Origin of the sequence: Corallococcus exiguus (genome assembly GCF_009909105.1) — a bacterium.
GTDB classification, from domain to species: Bacteria; Myxococcota; Myxococcia; order Myxococcales; family Myxococcaceae; genus Corallococcus; species Corallococcus exiguus.
The window spans coordinates 370772-386713 of sequence record NZ_JAAAPK010000002.1 but is presented as its reverse complement, the minus strand read 5'-3'; the positions used below and the strand labels follow the sequence as shown (position 1 = coordinate 386713).

12 protein-coding genes are annotated in these 15942 nt (G+C 69.8%); 4 read left to right on the top strand and 8 right to left on the bottom strand.

Annotated features, from left to right (window positions below):
- Positions 1-74 precede the first annotated feature (74 nt).
- The gene (locus tag GTZ93_RS08060; protein ID WP_257978946.1) at positions 75-1073 is read left to right on the top strand and encodes a hypothetical protein; all 999 of its coding nucleotides are present in this window, start codon (positions 75-77) and stop codon (positions 1071-1073) included.
- Here GTZ93_RS08060 and GTZ93_RS08055 read toward each other — a convergent pair.
- From GTZ93_RS08055 to GTZ93_RS08045, 3 genes are all read right to left on the bottom strand, one after another.
- Entirely contained in the window at positions 1070-2638 is a 1569-nt protein-coding gene (locus GTZ93_RS08055; protein WP_139915440.1) for an MXAN_6640 family putative metalloprotease, read from the bottom strand. The genes GTZ93_RS08060 and GTZ93_RS08055 overlap by 4 nt on opposite strands.
- On the bottom strand, positions 2638-3654 hold the full coding sequence (locus GTZ93_RS08050) for an HmuY family protein (RefSeq protein WP_139915441.1): 1017 nt from the start codon (positions 3652-3654) through the stop codon (positions 2638-2640). The genes GTZ93_RS08055 and GTZ93_RS08050 overlap by 1 nt, the downstream gene beginning before the upstream one ends.
- Positions 3655-3748: 94 nt before the next feature.
- Positions 3749-6025, bottom strand: coding sequence for a hypothetical protein (locus GTZ93_RS08045; RefSeq protein WP_139915442.1), 2277 nt, complete (start codon positions 6023-6025; stop codon positions 3749-3751).
- Between the two features lie 249 nt (positions 6026-6274).
- On the opposite strand from GTZ93_RS08045, the gene GTZ93_RS08040 reads away from it, so the two are divergent.
- Positions 6275-7024 (top strand): hypothetical protein, encoded by a 750-nt coding sequence (locus GTZ93_RS08040; RefSeq protein WP_139915443.1) that lies wholly within the window; start codon positions 6275-6277, stop codon positions 7022-7024.
- Positions 7025-7118: 94 nt separating this feature from the next.
- Entirely contained in the window at positions 7119-7346 is a 228-nt protein-coding gene (locus tag GTZ93_RS08035; protein WP_120576611.1) for a hypothetical protein, read from the top strand.
- Between the two features lie 69 nt (positions 7347-7415).
- Here the strand turns inward: GTZ93_RS08035 and nadC are convergent, their stop codons facing one another.
- The 4 genes from nadC to GTZ93_RS08015 all read right to left on the bottom strand — a co-directional run bounded on the left by nadC (position 7416) and on the right by GTZ93_RS08015 (position 14101).
- Complete coding sequence (gene nadC, locus GTZ93_RS08030) at positions 7416-8294, bottom strand: carboxylating nicotinate-nucleotide diphosphorylase (RefSeq protein ID WP_169820991.1); 879 nt, start codon at positions 8292-8294, stop codon at positions 7416-7418.
- Positions 8295-8303: 9 nt separating this feature from the next.
- Complete coding sequence (locus GTZ93_RS08025; protein WP_139915444.1) at positions 8304-11801, bottom strand: valine--tRNA ligase; 3498 nt, start codon at positions 11799-11801, stop codon at positions 8304-8306.
- Positions 11802-11854: 53 nt separating this feature from the next.
- Positions 11855-13117 (bottom strand): response regulator, encoded by a 1263-nt coding sequence (locus tag GTZ93_RS08020; RefSeq protein WP_120576609.1) that lies wholly within the window; start codon positions 13115-13117, stop codon positions 11855-11857.
- A 117-nt stretch (positions 13118-13234) separates the two neighbouring features.
- Positions 13235-14101, bottom strand: coding sequence for a chemotaxis protein CheW (locus GTZ93_RS08015; protein ID WP_120576608.1), 867 nt, complete (start codon positions 14099-14101; stop codon positions 13235-13237).
- On the opposite strand from GTZ93_RS08015, the gene GTZ93_RS08010 reads away from it, so the two are divergent.
- A complete protein-coding gene (locus GTZ93_RS08010; protein ID WP_120576607.1) occupies positions 14100-15488 on the top strand; it encodes a GGDEF domain-containing protein in 1389 nt (462 codons plus the stop codon). The genes GTZ93_RS08015 and GTZ93_RS08010 overlap by 2 nt on opposite strands.
- A gap of 14 nt (positions 15489-15502) precedes the next feature.
- On the opposite strand, the gene GTZ93_RS08005 is transcribed toward GTZ93_RS08010, so the two are convergent.
- Positions 15503-15892, bottom strand: a complete 390-nt coding sequence (locus tag GTZ93_RS08005; RefSeq protein WP_120576606.1) for a demethoxyubiquinone hydroxylase family protein — start codon at positions 15890-15892, stop codon at positions 15503-15505.
- Positions 15893-15942 lie beyond the last annotated feature (50 nt).

The window sequence follows — 15942 nt, the reverse complement described above, 5'->3', positions numbered from 1 at the left end:
CGCTGAGGCTGAAGAACCTGCCCATGAGGACCAGTCCGATGTCCAGGATCCAACCGGAATTCAAAAGTTTGGCATTGCCGTTTGCCATTTGCGTCACAGGCGCGGTCCCGGACGCCTCGGCTCAGGGATCCGAGGGACTCACGGGGGTCTATTCGAACAAGAGCGGGACGCTCGCCATCGTCGAGGGCAGCAACGAGACGCTCGTGCACTTCTCGGGCTCGTTCCCGCAGGGCAGCAGCGCGGGCACCTGCGATTGCGCCCTGGTCGTCCAGAAGAAGACAGCCACGAATTGGTCACTTCATCAGGCGGGTGAGGAAGACGCCTGGACGCTGCGCGTCAATCCCAAGCAATTCGTCCTGGAGTCGGGTCCGTCACCGTCCTGTTGCGGCGCCGGCTACTCAGGCAAGGACACGTTCGCCCGGAGCACCTCCAAGCCGCTGAGCATCTGCAAGGTGAAGGTGTCCAAGGCGGGCTTCCACGCTTCTGACGCGGCCAACACGCCGCGCAAGGCGTTCGTGGTGTCCGGGGACGCGGTGGAGGCCTACGTCGACCCGGTGGAGCCGGACTTCCTCGCCGCGCGCTTCCAGGGGCCCCAGAAGGCCACGGCGGGGCTGCTCAAGCGCGAGGACCTGGACTGTGCGGCGGAAGGCGCGCCCACGGCCGCGAAGGCTCCCGTGGCCGCGGACAAACTCCAGCCGTTCGCGGGGACGTGGGTGGAGCTGACGCGTCAGGGCAAGGGCTTCGTGGTGCTCAAGCCCTGCTCGGCCGCGACGCGCAGCTTCACCGTCAAGCCCGCGACGGGCGAGGTGGAGGTGCAGCTGGGCCAGGAGGCCACGACGATGAAGGTGACGTCCGTGGAGGCCGGCAAGGGCGCCGGGGCCTGGGTGCTGGGGCTCACGGCCGCGGACGGCAAGCCGGAGGCGCTCCAGTGGAAGACGGCCGACGCCGCGAAGGGCACCGTGACCGTGAGCAGCCCGGACCTCTTCTCCCAGAGCCACGACTACGTGCGCCAGGAGAAGAAGTCCGCCTTCCCGTCCAAGCAGGAGACGGGGTGCGACGAGTTCGAGCGCTAACGCGCCCGTGAACGCCGCCGGGCCCGCAGGCCCCCGCCGAGCAGCAGCGCGACGAGCGCACCGGACAGGGGGCCACCCGCGGCCTGGCAGCCACCGTCATCCGAGGGCGTGCGCGGATCATCGATGGGATCCACGGGCCTGCCCGCGTCCACGGTCCCCGCATCGGCGGTGCCCGCGTCCGCGCCGGCATCGGGGGTCCCAGCGTCGGTTCCGGCATCCGTCGACTCGAGGGGCGCGCAGGACGCGGACTGGCCAGTGGCAGCGATGCACAGGCGGCCATAGCGACCCAGGCCTTCCATCCGGCCATCCACGACCGCCACCATCACGCGCGTGGCGTCATCCGCGGCCACCTGGGCGCGCAGGGCGTCCGGCCCGTCCACGGTCGCCACCCGCAGCACGGCGTCATCCGTGACGGCCGCGACGACCAGGTGCACCGTGGCCGGGTCGATGCCCGGCTCGGGCTCGAACGAGGCGCCCACGAAGGAAGCGCCGCCGGGGACCTCGAAGATCCGCGAGGCCGCCGCCGCGACGCGCACGCGGTCGATCGTGGTGGGGAGCTCCGCCGCCGTCTTCGCCACCGGTGCATAGCCCTCCCCTCGCGCGTAGCCGAACCCCGGCGTCGCGCGCGGGCCGGTGCCCAGGTTCCAGGTGGCGAATTGGGCGAAGGCCGCGTCGAAGCTGGAGGCGAAGTCGCGGCGCAGACAGGTGTCCAGCAGCACCGGCCAGCGGGCCTCCGGCTGGCGCACGGACTCCTCCAGCAGCGCGACGAGCGCGCCGTCACCGTAGCGCTCGCCCACGAACTGGAAGAAGAGCCCCGCGCCGTAGATGAAGGTCACGCCGGGCCCCGCGGGGTCCAGCACCAGCGTGCTGTCCGGAGTCAGCATGTAGCCGCGGGTGAAGTGCTCCAGGTCGTCGAGCGCGGGCTCGAAGCGCTCGGTGGCCCAGACGGCGGTGCCCTCGGAGGCGACGCCGCCCAGGTCAGGCCGGTAGGCGGCCTGCACCGCGTGGAAGAACTCGTGGCTGGCCAGGATCTCCACGGCCTCTGCGTCGGACGGGTAGTTGTAGCCCGTGAAGTCGTTCTCCTGGAGCATGAAGCCGGTGCAGCGCGTGACGCCCTCCAGGCAGGTCTCCTGCCGGAAGGCGCCGTCGCCAATCCTCGCGAAGTCCACCAGGTACACGTCGAAGCGGCCGTCGCCGCCGTCGTCCCCGGCCGGATTCGTGTCGTCGGGCGGCAGGCGGAAGCCCAGGTCCACGTAGAACGTCGCCACGCGTTCGTAGGTGCGCCCGACGAGCTCCACGAAGTCGGGCACGCCGCTGCCATCCGCGTCCGCTGGCGGCACGGCGTGGGTGCCCTGGCGGGTGAAGTGGATGCGGAAGCGCCCGCCCGGAGACACGACGGACTCCACCGTGTCCTCGGGCTCGTAGCGCGGCGATGGCGCGCCAGGCGAGGTGGGCCGCCCGGACTCGGCGACCAGCTTCTGTACGGCCTCCCGCTCGTGCGGGAGGCCACGCGGGGTTCCCGCGCCGGCCAGCAGCAGGAGCAGCGTGGGAACCCCGAGGGTCATCACGGCAGGAAGGACCACCGCAGGCGGATCGACCCTGAGCTGGCCGTCGAGCTCACCTTGCCCGTCGTGTTGCACTCCTCCTGGATCGCGGGCTCATAGAAGTCCTTGACCTGCAGCTTCACGTGACGGCCGTCCGCCAGCTGGACCAGGTAGACCTTGTTCGTCATCTGCAGGCAGGAAGCGTAGTCCCAGTACGAGAGGGTCTGGGTCGCCGGGCTCTGAAGGCCAAACGAGTCCCCGGTGAACGTGCAGGTGTCGGGCGTGTAGTAGTTCTCCGCAACGAACTGCGCATCCGTGGGCACGGAGGTCACCGACTCGAACGTCGTGCCGTCCGCCGTCTGCGCCACGGTCACGCACGACGGGCCGGACACGCCGCTGTTGAAGCGGACGACGTACCGGCGCACCGCGACGTCCCACGCGGTCGAATCCAGCGAGGACTGATCATCGATGTAGACCTTCTCCAGGCCCGTCGCCGTGAAGCGCGCGTAGGTGTACGAGTCCGGCACCGCCGTGCCACCCCCGCGGCCATCCAGGTACGTGAGGTGCTCGCCCGCCGTCGTGCCCTCTTCAATCACGCCGCCGTCGGAGCCGACCGTGCGGAGCCGGAGCTTGTCGATGCTCTGCTCCGTGCAGGCCACGGCGTTGCGGCACAGCTCCGCGCCGCCATCCGCGGGAGGCGTGCCCGCGTCGGTCTCCGTGCCCGCGTCCGTCTCGCCGCCCGTGCCCGCGTCGGTGGTGGTGCCCGCGTCGGGGGTCGTCCCGGCGTCAGTGGTGGTGCCCGCGTCCGTCTCAGGCTCTTCGGTCGGCGTCAGGGTGCGCTGCTCGCACTTCTTGTCCGCGTTGCAGGTCCATGCCTTGCCCGCGGGGGCCGCGCCCTCATCGCGGCAGTCGAACGCATCCACGCACTCGTCGCTGCTGCATCCCGGCGCCACCACGGCCAGCGCGAGGGCCGCCAGGGCCCCCATGCCGAACCACCGTGCACCGCGCTTCCGGACCGCCCCTTCGGGGTTGCTCATCGTCGTCACCTTTCGCCGCGGAGACCCGCCGCCGTTCGATGGGGACGATCTCTATTCGATAACGATTCTCATTTTCAATATCGACGGCCCATTTTCAGGCCGAAGTGTCGCCGGGCGGCTTCGGGGCGTTGTGGGCGGACAGGCGGGGTTGTCCGCCGGGCCCCAGGAGTCCCTGCATGGCGTCGAAGAGGTTGAGGTTGGAGCCGCTGGGGAGGAAGACGACCTTGTCCAGGCCTCCGACGACGGCGGCCTGGGCCTGCGCGGCCACGGCCTTCACGAAGTTCTCCCCTCCCCCCAGGGACTCCACGCGCTGACGGAATTGGCCGGCTTCCACTTCCGCGAGGCGCGACTGGCGCTCCACCTCCAGGTCATTGAGGCGCTGCTGGCGATCCAGGGCCACCTGGGTGGTGAGCCGTTCGCGCTCGATCTCCGCTTCGGAGCGGATGCGCGAGGCGCGGGCGTCGGACTCGGCGCGGGCCAGGGCCTCTTCGCTCTCCACGCGGGCGCGCTCCAGCTGGGCCTCCGCCTCCACCTTGGCGCGGCTGAGCGTCTCCAGCTGGTGGTTGCGGTTCTGCAATTCGATGAGGGATTGGCGCTCCGCCTCCGACTTGCGGTGGCTGGCGATGTCCGCGAGCTGCTTCTCCTCCTCGCTGCGGATGCGCTTGAGCTCCGCGGCGGCCTGGGCCTCCTGGCGTGAGGCGTCCAGCTGGATCTGGATGTTGGTGTCGATGGCCTCGCGCAGCTTCAGGGCCGTCTTCTCATCGACGGGGGCGATGTCCTTGATGTCGATGTCGATGATGCGCAGCTGGTTCTCGGAGAAGAGGCGGTCCTTGCGAGCGCGGCCCGCGTCATCCATGCCGAAGATGGTGCGGCGGATGAGCACGCTGGCGTTCTTGTGGAAGGTCTCGAACTCGTTCTCCGCGGCGACCTGGCGGATGCGCGACGCGAGGTTCTCACACACGTACCCGATGAAGTCGTTCACCCGGAAGATGGCCTTGTCCTTCTCCGGGTCCCCCTGCACGTCGAACTGCCATTTGTACGAAAGCTTGATGCGCAGCCGCGCGTGGTCGCGAGTGGCCACCTCGAAGAGGTCCGTGGCGAAGTCCGGCCCCAGCCGCAGCATCAGCACCTTGAGCTGACGCGGGCGCTTGGGCGTGCTGCCGGACAAATCCAGGACGGTGACGTCCTCGTACGGACGCAACATCACCTTCGCGGGGCCGAACTCCACGCGCGCGTGATTGGACTCGAAGTCGTTGATGAGGACCGCCGTGTTGTCCTCGATGCGCAGCACGATGGCGCGAGTGCGGTCCCCCTTCTCCGTCGCGCTTGTGGGCCGTGGCGCGCGGGCGTCCTTCGCCTCCGCGAGCGGCAGCGGCGGAGTGAGGCCCAGCAGGGCCTCCGCGTCCGGGGACAGGCGCTTCTCGTGCAGTTCCTGGTGTGCCTCCGGCATGAACTGGCAAGGCCCTTGGACGAGCGACACCTTGCCCGAGCGCAGGTCGCGCACGTACAGGCCTTCCCCCTGCCCCAATGACAGCGCGGCAATCTCCCGGTGGATGAGGACCTTCTCGCTGGGCACGTAGGTGCGAGGGCCGCGGACGATCCACGTGTCACCGGCCTTGCGTGCGCGCGGTTCGCCACCCTCGTTCTCGGAGAGGTCGTCCAGGGCCTGGAGCTTCAGGCCCTGCAGCTCCGACAGGACATGCTTGCGGCGCACGTCCCCTTCCAGCGCCTCGCCGGGTTCGAGGAAGAAGACATCCGGACCGGAGACGACCTTGCGGCGGCCCTCCTGGACGCGGCCGGTGGCGCGGTCCACGGGATTGAGGATGACGCAGTACTCGGTCTCCTTGAGGACGCGGGCCTTCTCCAGCGACACGACGGTGACGGACTCGCCGGGCACGTAGCGGCCGGGGCCGCGCACCAGCCACTCGTCACCCGCTTCACGGCGGCGGGGAGCGTCCGGGACGTGGGTGTCCGTGAAGGCGGTGAGCGCGCGCAGACGCAGCGCCTCCGACACGCCCAGGACGTATTCCGGGACGATGTCGCCCTCCAGCTCCTCGCCGGGGTACAGCGGGAACACCTTCGGGCCCACGCGGACCTCGCGGTCGCCCACCGCGACGCGGGCCTGGCCGAAGTCGTCCAGCGCCACCTGGCCGTCCACACGCACCACGGGGTTGCGCACCACGCACCAGCTGCCGGCGCCCAGCTCCACCATCCGCTCCTTCGCCACGAGCGTCAGGTGCGCTTCGAGCGTCAGCACGCGCGGGCCCACCTCCATCAGCACGACGCCGCGGTTGGCGTCCTCGATGTATGCGTACTCGCGGTTCTTCAGGGAGATGCGCTGGATGGCTTCGGTGCTGGGGGCGGACGGCATGGCACACCTGCTCGCGGGAGTGGGGTTCAGCCGCGAGTCATTGCGAGCCCCATGCCGTCACCGCTCGCCCTGGAACGGCTCCGCACCGCACCGGACTGGCGCGGACACTCGCTCCACTCCGGTGCGCGGTGTTCCAGACTGGAGCGCATTTCGAACAACCAGCGCGCCGGGGGTTCTCCGTATTCGCAGGCAGACAGACATGCGGAGCGCCACGACGGCGCCCGCTCTGCCTCATCTGGAGAAACCCTCATGCTTCAGCGCGCACGGCTCGCGTCGTCGTTCCTCGTCCTTGGACTTCTGGGTGGCGTGGGCTGCGGCCCCGCCACGGAGGAGATGCCCGTTCCCGAAGCCGCGCCCCAGGAGCAGGCGCCCGTCGCTCCGTCGCAGGACGAAGGTCGCACCGTCACCGCCATGGCCACGACGGCCCTCTCCTGGAACGACTTCGGGAAGACGACGGTGCAGTACGTGGCCGAGTGCGTGACCGGGCCCTATACCCACTCGTGCTACTTCTGCGGGACCCATCCGTTGTACTCCGGGGAGTACAGCGTGAGCGGCTGCACGTCGCCCAGCGACATCCAGAACTCCTGCATCACGTGCGACCGGGAGATCCGCGAGAAGGTGGCCTACGCCGAGCTGCCCGATGGCGACGTCATCCTCGCGGAGGTCGAGCACAACGTGGCGGGGCCGGAGGTCATCGAGTTCCGGCTCAACTCCGGCTCCAACGTGACGTGGTGGAAGCAGGTCGCCCTCGTGGGCGGCGGTGATGACTGGCGCGTCTGGAACCACAACGGCAGCTCCTGGTGCAACTGGCCCAATGCCTCCACGAACAACTGCGACACCAATTCGCAGTGGACGACCATCGTGCAGGCCTCGAGCACGCGCTTCATCTTCAGCAAGGCCAAGCTCTTCGGAATCCACACGGAGATGTATTCATTGGGCGGTCTGGGTGACCATCTCACCGGTGGCGACCGCGTGACCTTCCACTGGATCCGCGACTGAGTGACCTTGGATTGCGTCGCGGCGTCTGTTCGAATGCCTTCCTGTCAGCGGGCCAGGATGCTCTTGACCCGGTGGCCCCCACCCCGGAGGAAGCATGAAGGCATCGCGACTGAAGCAGACGATTCCTGGATTCGCGCTGATCATCGGCATCATGGCGGGCACGGCCCTGGCCATGGTTCCCGGCTCCACGGCGGAGACGACTGATAACCAGACGTCTGCGGTCCAGATGATCTGTTCGCGCACCTGCAAGCCGTGCTCGACCCAGATGGAGTGCGGCACGAGCGGCGGTTCCTGCGGGGTCTGGCGCTGCACCCAGCCGTAAACACAAGCGCCTCCGAGTCCCAGGACTCGGAGGCGCTCTTCTACGGATTCGTGAAGACCGCTGACCGCTTCAGCCCTGCGCGGAGCGGGGCTTGCGCGTGGACTTCTTCGTCGTCGCGATCTCCAGCGACAGGTCCATGGCCCGCGCCGAGTGCGTCAGCGCGCCCATCGACACGAAGTCCACGCCCAGCTTCGCCAGCCGGGGCAGCCGATCCAACGTGACGCCGCCCGACACTTCGATGGGCACGCGGCTCGCCGTCAGCTTCACCGCTTCGCGGATCTGCGCGTCGTCCATGTTGTCCAACATGATGACGTCCGCGCCCGCGGCGATGGCCTCCTCCAGCTGCTTGAAGTTGGTGACCTCCACTTCAATCTTCACCAGCCGGGGACCGTTCAGCTTCGCGCGGCGCACCGCTTCGGTGATGTCGCCACCTACCGCCGCGATGTGGTTGTCCTTGATGAGGATGCCGTCGAAGAGGCCGAAGCGGTGGTTGGACGCGCCGCCCATGCGCACCGCGTGCTTCGCGAGGCCCCGCATGCCCGGCGGCGTCTTGCGCGTGTCCAGCACCCGCAGCTTCGAGCCTCGCACGGAGGTCATCGCCTGCTGGGCCAGCGTCGCGATGCCGGCGGCGCGCTGCACCAGGTTGAGCGCCGTGCGCTCCGCGGCCAGCAGCGAACGCAGCTTGCCGTGGACGCGCGCGGCGACCACCTTCGGCTTGATCTCCTCGCCGTCGCGCTTGAGGACCTCCACCTCCACCTCCGCGTCCACCATGTGGAAGACGCGGACGAAGGCGTCCAGGCCGGCGACGATCATCTGCTCCTTCGCGACCAGCTCACCGCTGCCCTCCGCTTCGGCGGGGACCACCGCCAGCGAGGTGACGTCCCCCGCAGCACCCAGGTCCTCGTCGAGGGACAGCGCGATGAGCCGATCGAGATAATCCTGCTGCACTTCCACCTCCTACCGGCGCGCCTTGCGAGCCGGCTTGCCCCGAGTGGTCTTCTTCGCCGCGGCCTTCTTCGCGGCGGTCTTCTTCCCCGCCGCCTTCTTCGCCGAAGCCTTCTTCGCCGAAGCCTTCTTCGCAGGAGCCTTCTTCACCGCCGCCTTCTTCGCGGCCGTCTTCTTGCCCGCTGCCTTCTTCGCGGAAGCCTTCTTCGCAGGGGCCTTCTTCGCGGCGGACTTCTTGCTCGCCGCCTTCTTCGCGGAGGCCTTCTTCGCAGGGGCCTTCTTCACCGCCGCGGCCTTCTTCGCAGGGGCCTTCTTCACCGCCGCCTTCTTCGAGGAGGCCTTCTTCGCAGGGGCCTTCTTCACCGGCTTCGCCGAACCCTCCGGCGCCTCGCGGGCGTCGCCGCCCTCCTTGGCCCGGTCGAACTCGCGCATCGCGTCGTCCACGAGGCCCATGCTCATGTACGCGACGCCCAGGTCGTGGTGGTCCGCCGGGGACAGTCCTTCCTTGGTGCCCTCGCGCAGCTTGTTGAGGGCCTCCTCCACCACCGGATCCGCGGCCTGGGGCGCCTGCGAAGCCTCTTCGGCTTCAATCTCGCCCTTCAGCTCCTGGCCCAGGTTCACCGCATCGTCCTTCGGTGCCTGCGGCTCGGTGGCCACCTTCACATGGGCGCTCTCGGGCGCGGGGGACTCGGACGCTTCAGGGGCTTCGGACTCGGTGCTGCCCGGCAACGGCGACGGCGTCTCGGACATGGGGGGCTCCGGGGCGATGCGCTGGAGGTGATCCTGCAGCTTGACCGTGCGCTCCTGGAGCTCCGCCACCCGGGCCTTGTCCTTCTCCACCACGTCCGGCGGAGCACGGGCCACGAAGTTCGGGTTGTCCAGCTTGCGCTGCAAACCGGTGAGTTCCTGCTCGGAGCGGACGATCTCCTTCTTCAGGCGGTCGCGCTCCGCGTCCAGGTCCACCAGGCCCGCCAGGGGCACGTAGATTTCCAGGTTGCCGCTCACGAACGCCGCCGCCTGCGGAGGCTTGGCGCCCGGGGGGCCCACCACCACCTCGGACAGGCCCGCGAGCGGCATCAGGTACGCGCGCCAACGCTCCAACAGCTCGCGCGTCGTCGCGTCCGGGCTCTGCACCACCGCCTTCACCTTGGCGGACGGCGGCAGGTTGCTCTCGCCGCGCAGCGTGCGCAGGCCCTCGATGGCCGCGATGACCGGCGCCATCTCGCCTTCCGCGGCCGCGTCCACCCACGCCGTCTCCGGCGCCGGGTACGCCGCGATGCAGATGCTCTCCGTGGGCCGGGACATCGGCAGCTTCTGCCAGATCTCCTCGGTGATGAACGGCATGAACGGGTGCATCAGCCGCAGGATGCGGTCCAGGCACGTCACCAGCACCGCGCGCGTGGTGTCCTTGGCCTCCGCGTCGTCGCCGTACAACGAGCCCTTCGCCAGCTCGATGTACCAGTCGCAGAACTCCGCCCACAGGAACTGGTACAGCGTGGACGCGGCCTCCGCGAAGCCGAACGCCTCCAGCGACGCGCGCGTCTCCTCGGTGGCCTTCTGCAGGCGGGAGAGGATCCACCGGTCCGCCAGCGTCAGCTTGCGGCCCTCCAGCGGCGTCTTGTCCAGGCTGAAGTCGCCCATGTTCATCAGGGCGAAGCGGCTGGCGTTCCACAGCTTGTTGCAGAACGCCTTGTAGCCACCCAGGCGGTCCATCGACAGCTTGATGTCACGGCCCTGCTGCGTGAGCGACGCCAGCGTGAAGCGCAGCGCGTCCGCGCCGTGCGCGGGCATGCCCTGCGGGAAGCGGTTGCGCAAGGACGGCTGCAGCGACTCCGCCTTCGCGCCGAGGATGACGTCCAAGGGATCGATGACGTTCCCCTTCGTCTTGGACATCTTCTCGCCCTTCTCGTCGCGCACCATCGCGTGCAGGTACACGGTGCGGAAGGGCACATCGTTCATGAAGTGCAGGCCCATCATCATCATCCGGGCGACCCAGAAGAAGATGATGTCGTGGCCCGTCTCCATCACGGACGTCGGGTAGAAGGTCTGGAGGTCCGCCGTCTGCTTCGGCCAGCCCAGCGTGGAGAACGGCCACAGCGCGGACGAGAACCAGGTGTCCAGCACGTCCGGATCCTGCGTCAGCTCCTTGCCGCCGCACTTCGGGCAGGACTCCGGCGCCGTGCGAGACACGATGACGTCCGCCGTGTCCTTCGAGCGCTCTTCCGCCGGGGTGCACGCCGCGCAGTACCACGCGGGAATCTGGTGGCCCCACCACAGCTGGCGGCTCACGCACCAGTCGTGGATGTTGTTCATCCAGTGGAAGTACGTGTTCGTCCACGACTCGGGGACGAACTTCGTGCGGCCCTCCTCCACGGCCTGGATGGCCGGCTTCGCCAGCGGTTCGATCTTGATGAACCACTGCGGCGACAGGCGCGGCTCCACCACCGTGGTGCAGCGCTGGCAGGTGCCCACGTTCAGCTTGTGCGGCTCCTCCTTCTCCAGCAGGCCCAGCTCCGTCAGGTCCGCCAGCACCTGCTTGCGCGCCTCCCGGCTCTCCAGGCCCGCGTACTTGCCGGTGTCCTTCGTCATCCGCGCCGCTTCGTCCAGGATGGACAGCATCGGCAGCTTGTGGCGCAGGCCCGTCTGGTAGTCGTTGAAGTCGTGCGCGGGCGTGACCTTCACCACGCCGGTGCCGAACTCCATGTTCACCAGCTCGCCGTCCGCGATGACCGGAATCTCACGGTCGGTGAGCGGCAGCGCCACGCTCTTGCCGATGAGGTCCTGGTAGCGCGGATCCTCCGGGTGCACGGCGACGGCCGTGTCGCCCAGCAGCGTCTCCGGGCGCGTCGTCGCCACGGTGAGGAAGCGCTCCGTGCCCTTCACCGGGTAGCGGATATGCCAGAGCGAGCCGTTCTTCTCCTCGTGCTCCACTTCCAGGTCGGAGAGGGCCGTGCGGCAGGACGGGCACCAGTTGATCAGCTTCTGGGCCCGGTACATCAGGCCCTCTTCGTACAGCCGGACGAACACCTCGCGCACCGCGGCCGAGGACTGCTCGTCCATGGTGAACCGCTCGCGGCTCCAGTCCAGGGACGCGCCCAGGTAGCGGTGCTGCTCACCGATGCGCGCGCCGAACTTGCCCTTCCACGTCCAGACGCGCTCGAGGAACGCCTCGCGGCCCAGGTCGTGGCGGCTCTTGCCCTCCGTCTTCTTGAGCTCCTTCTCCACCACCATCTGCGTGGCGATGCCCGCGTGGTCCGTGCCCGGCAGCCAGAGCGCGTTGAAGCCGCTCATCCGCTTCCAGCGCGTGAGGATGTCCTGGATGGTCGCGGTGAGCGCGTGGCCGATGTGCAGGCTGCCCGTCACGTTGGGCGGCGGCAGCACGATGCTGAACGGCGGCTTGGAGGAAGGGGCTTCGGCGCGGAAGTAGTCGCGCTCCAGCCAGTGGTTGTACCACCGCGCCTCCACTTCGGAGGGCTCGTAGGCCTTGGACAGTTCAGTCGTGTCAGTCATTGCAAGCGGCCGGCCCCCGACGGGGCCGGCGGGGAATCAGAGGGGACTGCGAATCAATGCTGGGTCTCGCGGTCCTTGATGAGCCGCTCCAGCTCTTCCCGGATGATGGTCTCCGCCAGCTGCGGAACGACCTCCCAGGCAATCTTCTCGATGACCTCGCGGGACGCCTTCGACAGCGCCTCGCGAAGCAGCGCCTCTCCGCCATCCGCGGCCGGACGGGCGCGCGCGGGCGGAGTCGCCGGCGAGGGACCGCCGATGTCCAGGGAGATCTCCTCCGCGCCGCTGGGCTCGGGCAGCGAGTCCTCGATGCGGATGCTCTCCGTGCGGGCCTGCGCCGCGGGAGGGGCGGCCGGAGCACCCAGCCCGAACGGATCCCGGGCACGGGCGGCCGGAGGCACCGCGGCGGGCGGGGGCGCGGACGGCAGCGGCGCGGCGCCCGGAGGACGCGGGAAGCCGCCCGGGATGTTCGGGGCGCCAGGGCCCGGAGGACGCGCGGCCATGCCCGGAGGCGGCGCACCCGGCGGACGCGCGCCCGGAGGCACGGCACCCGGAGGAGGACGCGCACCCGGCGGCATGGCGCCCGGAGGCGGCGCACCCGGAGGACGCGCGCCCATGCCCGGAGGCGGCGCACCCGGCGGAGGACGCGCACCCGGCGGCATGGCGCCCGGAGGCGGCGCACCCGGAGGACGCGCGCCCGGAGGAACAGCGCCCGGCAGCGGACGCGCCGCACCCGGAGGAGGAGGCACACCGGCGCCCGGAGGACGCGCGCCCGGAGGCGGCGCACCCGGAGGAGGACGCGCACCCGGCGGCATGGCGCCCGGAGGCGGCGCACCCGCGGGACGCGCACCCGGCGGCACGGCGGCGGCGGGCGGCGCGCTGACCGGAGCGCTCGGGGCGGAGGTCTGGGGCAGAATGCGCGTCGCGGCGGACGCGGGCATCGTGTTGGACTTCTGGCCCACCAGCGCCTTCACCTTGTCGAGGAGGATCTGGCTCTCGAAGGGCTTGGTGATGTGGTCATCCGCCCGGGCGGCCTTCGCGCGGTTCTCGTCGAACGCCTCGAAGGTGCCGGCGAGCAGCAGCACCGGGATGGCCTGCGTGGAGGGGTCGCCCTTGAGCGCCTCGCAGACCTCGTAGCCGCTCTTGCCCGGCATCATCACGTCGGCGAGCACCACGTCCGGACGCAGCTCGCGCGTGCGGGAGATGGCGTCCAGCCCGTTGTCCACCGCGGTCACCTGGAAGTCTTCCGTCGCGAAGATCATCCCGATCACCTTGCGGATGGTGAGCGAGTCGTCGGCGATCAGTAGATTCTTGGGCATCGGCTCCGGCCTCGGGGGGCGCATACCCCCCTGAATTCGTTTGAGATTTCGGGCGAGCAAGCCTGCCTGCACGCCCTGTGTCAATCGGAGAAGCTTAGGATTCGCGCGTTGGGCCGATCAAGAAAACATGCGCTGCAGGTCCAGTAACATCACCGGATCCGGCAGCCCCGGCGCCCGGAACGTTCCGGGAAGCTCGGCCGGCTTGAACTTCTGCAGCACACCAAGCACCCGGGTGGCCGCCAGCCCCACGTTCCGCCCCGCCAGTTCCGTGAGGACGAACAGCTCCTCCGCCTGGGCCGGCGCACCCAGCAGCGCTGGAATCGAACAGATGGGCCATAGCGCCTGCGCGTGGGGATAGACGCCCGCCACCGGCCCGCTCTGCACCGGGAGCACGCTGAACGCCTCGCCCCGGGGTACCACCTGGGAGACGCAACCCAGCGGGACGCCGAACAGCACCCCCTGGGACTCCAGCACCAGCGCCCGCTCCGGGGGCGCGTCCGCATAGTGCACGGGCCGGGGCTCCGGCGGGGTCGCCCGGGGGCCCGCCCGGTGCGGCAGCGCCTCCACGATGAGCTCCAGGTACAGCCGGTCCTTGTGCAGCACCGCGCCCCGGCTCAGCGGCGCCAGCGAGTCCGCCAGGCCCGGAGGCAGCAGGAAGAACGGATCCCTCGCGACGTCCGCGACCTCCACCACGGCGCGCACCCGCACCGCGAGCGTGGGGCTGACGTCCAGGACCACCACCATGCCCGGCACTTCCTCAGGCAGGCCGCCGAGCAACGCGGCGAGGTCCTTCACTTCCAGTACGCCGCGCAGACTCGCGCCGCGAGCGCCCGGCATCGCGACCTCGATGACGGAGGTGGCCTCCACCGCGTAGCGCGTCTCTCCGGCCTCCACCAGCAGGCAGAGCCGCCGTCCGCTTTCAAAGGGCACGGCCCGGGACCCTAGCAGCCTTCCAGCGTTGGGTGCTAAGCCCTGAACAGTCATGGCGCGACTGCTCCTCGTCGACGACGAAAAGATCGCCCGCAATCTCTACGGCGACTACCTCACGGCCGCGGGACACCTGGTCACGGCGGTGCCCACCGTGGCGGACGCGAAGGCAGCCCTCTCCGCGGCGCGGTTCGACGCGGTGGTGACGGACCTCATCCTCCCCGGCGGCGACGGCATGGAGGTGCTTCGCCACGTGCGCGAGCGCTACCCCGGCGTGGAGGTGCTGGTCATCACCGGCCTGGACAAGGTGGCCCCCGCGGTGCGCGCCATCAAGAGCGGCGCGGCGGAGTACCTGGTCAAGCCCGTGGCGCCGGAGGCCCTGGAGCACGCGCTGCGCCGCGCGCTCACCACGCGCGACCTGATGCGTGAGAACGCGTCCCTGCGCCAGCACGTCGCGCTGCTGGAGGCGGGCCAGCGCATCGCCACCACGCTCGACCGCGAGCGGCTGTCCACGGCCGCGTCCGACGCGCTGGAGTCCATGGCCAACGCCTCCGCGGTGATGCTCCTGGAGCGGGACCCCGGCGGCACGGGCTTCCGCTCGCACGGCATGCGCGGGCTGCCGGTGGACCTGCACGAGGCGCTCGTCCCGCTGCTCATCGAGCGGCTTTCGGGCACGCGCACGCAGGTGGAGCTCGACGGACTTCAAGTTCCCTGGCCGCGCACCCTCTCCTTCCCCGCCGTGGACGGCGAGCTGGTGCTGGGCCACGCGGTGCTCTTCCACGACAACGCGCCCGCGGAGCACCACGCGGAGACCGTGGGCTTCCTCGTGCGCAACTGGGCGCTGGCCCTGCGCAACCTGGGCCGCTTCGCCGCCGTGGAGGACCTGGCCTACGTCGATGATCTCACCCGCCTGTTCAACACGCGCTACCTGCACCTGGTGCTGGACCGCGAGGTGAACGAGGCCCTGCAGACGGAGCGCCCCTTCTCCCTGCTGTTCCTGGACCTGGACCGCTTCAAGGCCATCAACGACACGCACGGGCACCTGGTGGGCTCGCGCGTGCTGGTGGAGGCCGCGCGCGTGCTCAAGGGCTGCGTGCGCGACCCGGACGTGGTGGCGCGCTTCGGCGGTGACGAGTACGTGGTGCTCCTGCGCGGCACGGACTCCGGCGGGGCCCTCAAGGTCGCCGAGCGCATCCGCCGCACCATGGAGACCCATCAGTTCCTGGGCCGCGAGGGGCTGGCGCTCAAGCTCACCACCTGCATCGGCGTGGCCAGCTTCCCGGAGCACGCCCAGGACAAGGACCACCTGCTGGACCTGTCCGACCGGGCCATGTACCGGGGCAAGCGCGGCACCCGGAACGTCGTCTACATGGCGGCGCAGGACCTGGAAGCCACCCCGGCCGAGCGCCGTCAGAATCCCCCGCCCCCGCAGGGCCAGGGCTGAACGCCGGACGCGCGCTACTTGCGCAGGCTGCCCACGGTGAGGTGCTTGGGCAGCTCCACTTCCGCGGGCACGCCGCCGCCGCCCTCGCCCACCGCCTCCACCTCTTCGTGAGACGCGCCGGTGGTGATGAGGCGGTACTTCTGCGACGCCTCGCGGTCGTGCTGGGCCTGCTCCGGATCCAACCGCGCGATGAGCTGCCAGAAGAGGGCCGCGTGCTCGCGCTCCTCGTCCATGACGTGCCGCAGGATGGCCTTCGCCTCCTCGTTGTCCGTCGCGTCCAGGTGCGCGGCGTAGAGGTTGATGGCGTCCAGCTCCGCCTCGATGTTGAGCCGGATGGAGCGGGCCAGTTCGGAGTCCGTCAGCTTCCGGGGCACCAGCGAGTGGAACGGGTTCGTCTGCGGCATGAGGACCTCAGCGACAGGGAGAGTCCCCAACAGGCGAGCGGGCAACGACG

What these genes read in the sequence shown, in the direction of transcription:
- GTZ93_RS08040 (WP_139915443.1), top strand. Translation starts at nt 6,275, where the DNA reads ATGCTTCAGCGCGCACGGCTCGCGTCGTCGTTCCTCGTCCTTGGACTT.
- GTZ93_RS08050 (WP_139915441.1), bottom strand. Translation starts at nt 3,654, where the DNA reads ATGAGCAACCCCGAAGGGGCGGTCCGGAAGCGCGGTGCACGGTGGTTC.
- GTZ93_RS08035 (WP_120576611.1), top strand. Translation starts at nt 7,119, where the DNA reads ATGAAGGCATCGCGACTGAAGCAGACGATTCCTGGATTCGCGCTGATC.
- GTZ93_RS08045 (WP_139915442.1), bottom strand. Translation starts at nt 6,025, where the DNA reads ATGCCGTCCGCCCCCAGCACCGAAGCCATCCAGCGCATCTCCCTGAAG.
- GTZ93_RS08020 (WP_120576609.1), bottom strand. Translation starts at nt 13,117, where the DNA reads ATGCCCAAGAATCTACTGATCGCCGACGACTCGCTCACCATCCGCAAG.
- GTZ93_RS08005 (WP_120576606.1), bottom strand. Translation starts at nt 15,892, where the DNA reads ATGCCGCAGACGAACCCGTTCCACTCGCTGGTGCCCCGGAAGCTGACG.
- GTZ93_RS08025 (WP_139915444.1), bottom strand. Translation starts at nt 11,801, where the DNA reads ATGACTGACACGACTGAACTGTCCAAGGCCTACGAGCCCTCCGAAGTG.
- GTZ93_RS08010 (WP_120576607.1), top strand. Translation starts at nt 14,100, where the DNA reads ATGGCGCGACTGCTCCTCGTCGACGACGAAAAGATCGCCCGCAATCTC.
- GTZ93_RS08055 (WP_139915440.1), bottom strand. Translation starts at nt 2,638, where the DNA reads ATGACCCTCGGGGTTCCCACGCTGCTCCTGCTGCTGGCCGGCGCGGGA.
- GTZ93_RS08015 (WP_120576608.1), bottom strand. Translation starts at nt 14,101, where the DNA reads ATGACTGTTCAGGGCTTAGCACCCAACGCTGGAAGGCTGCTAGGGTCC.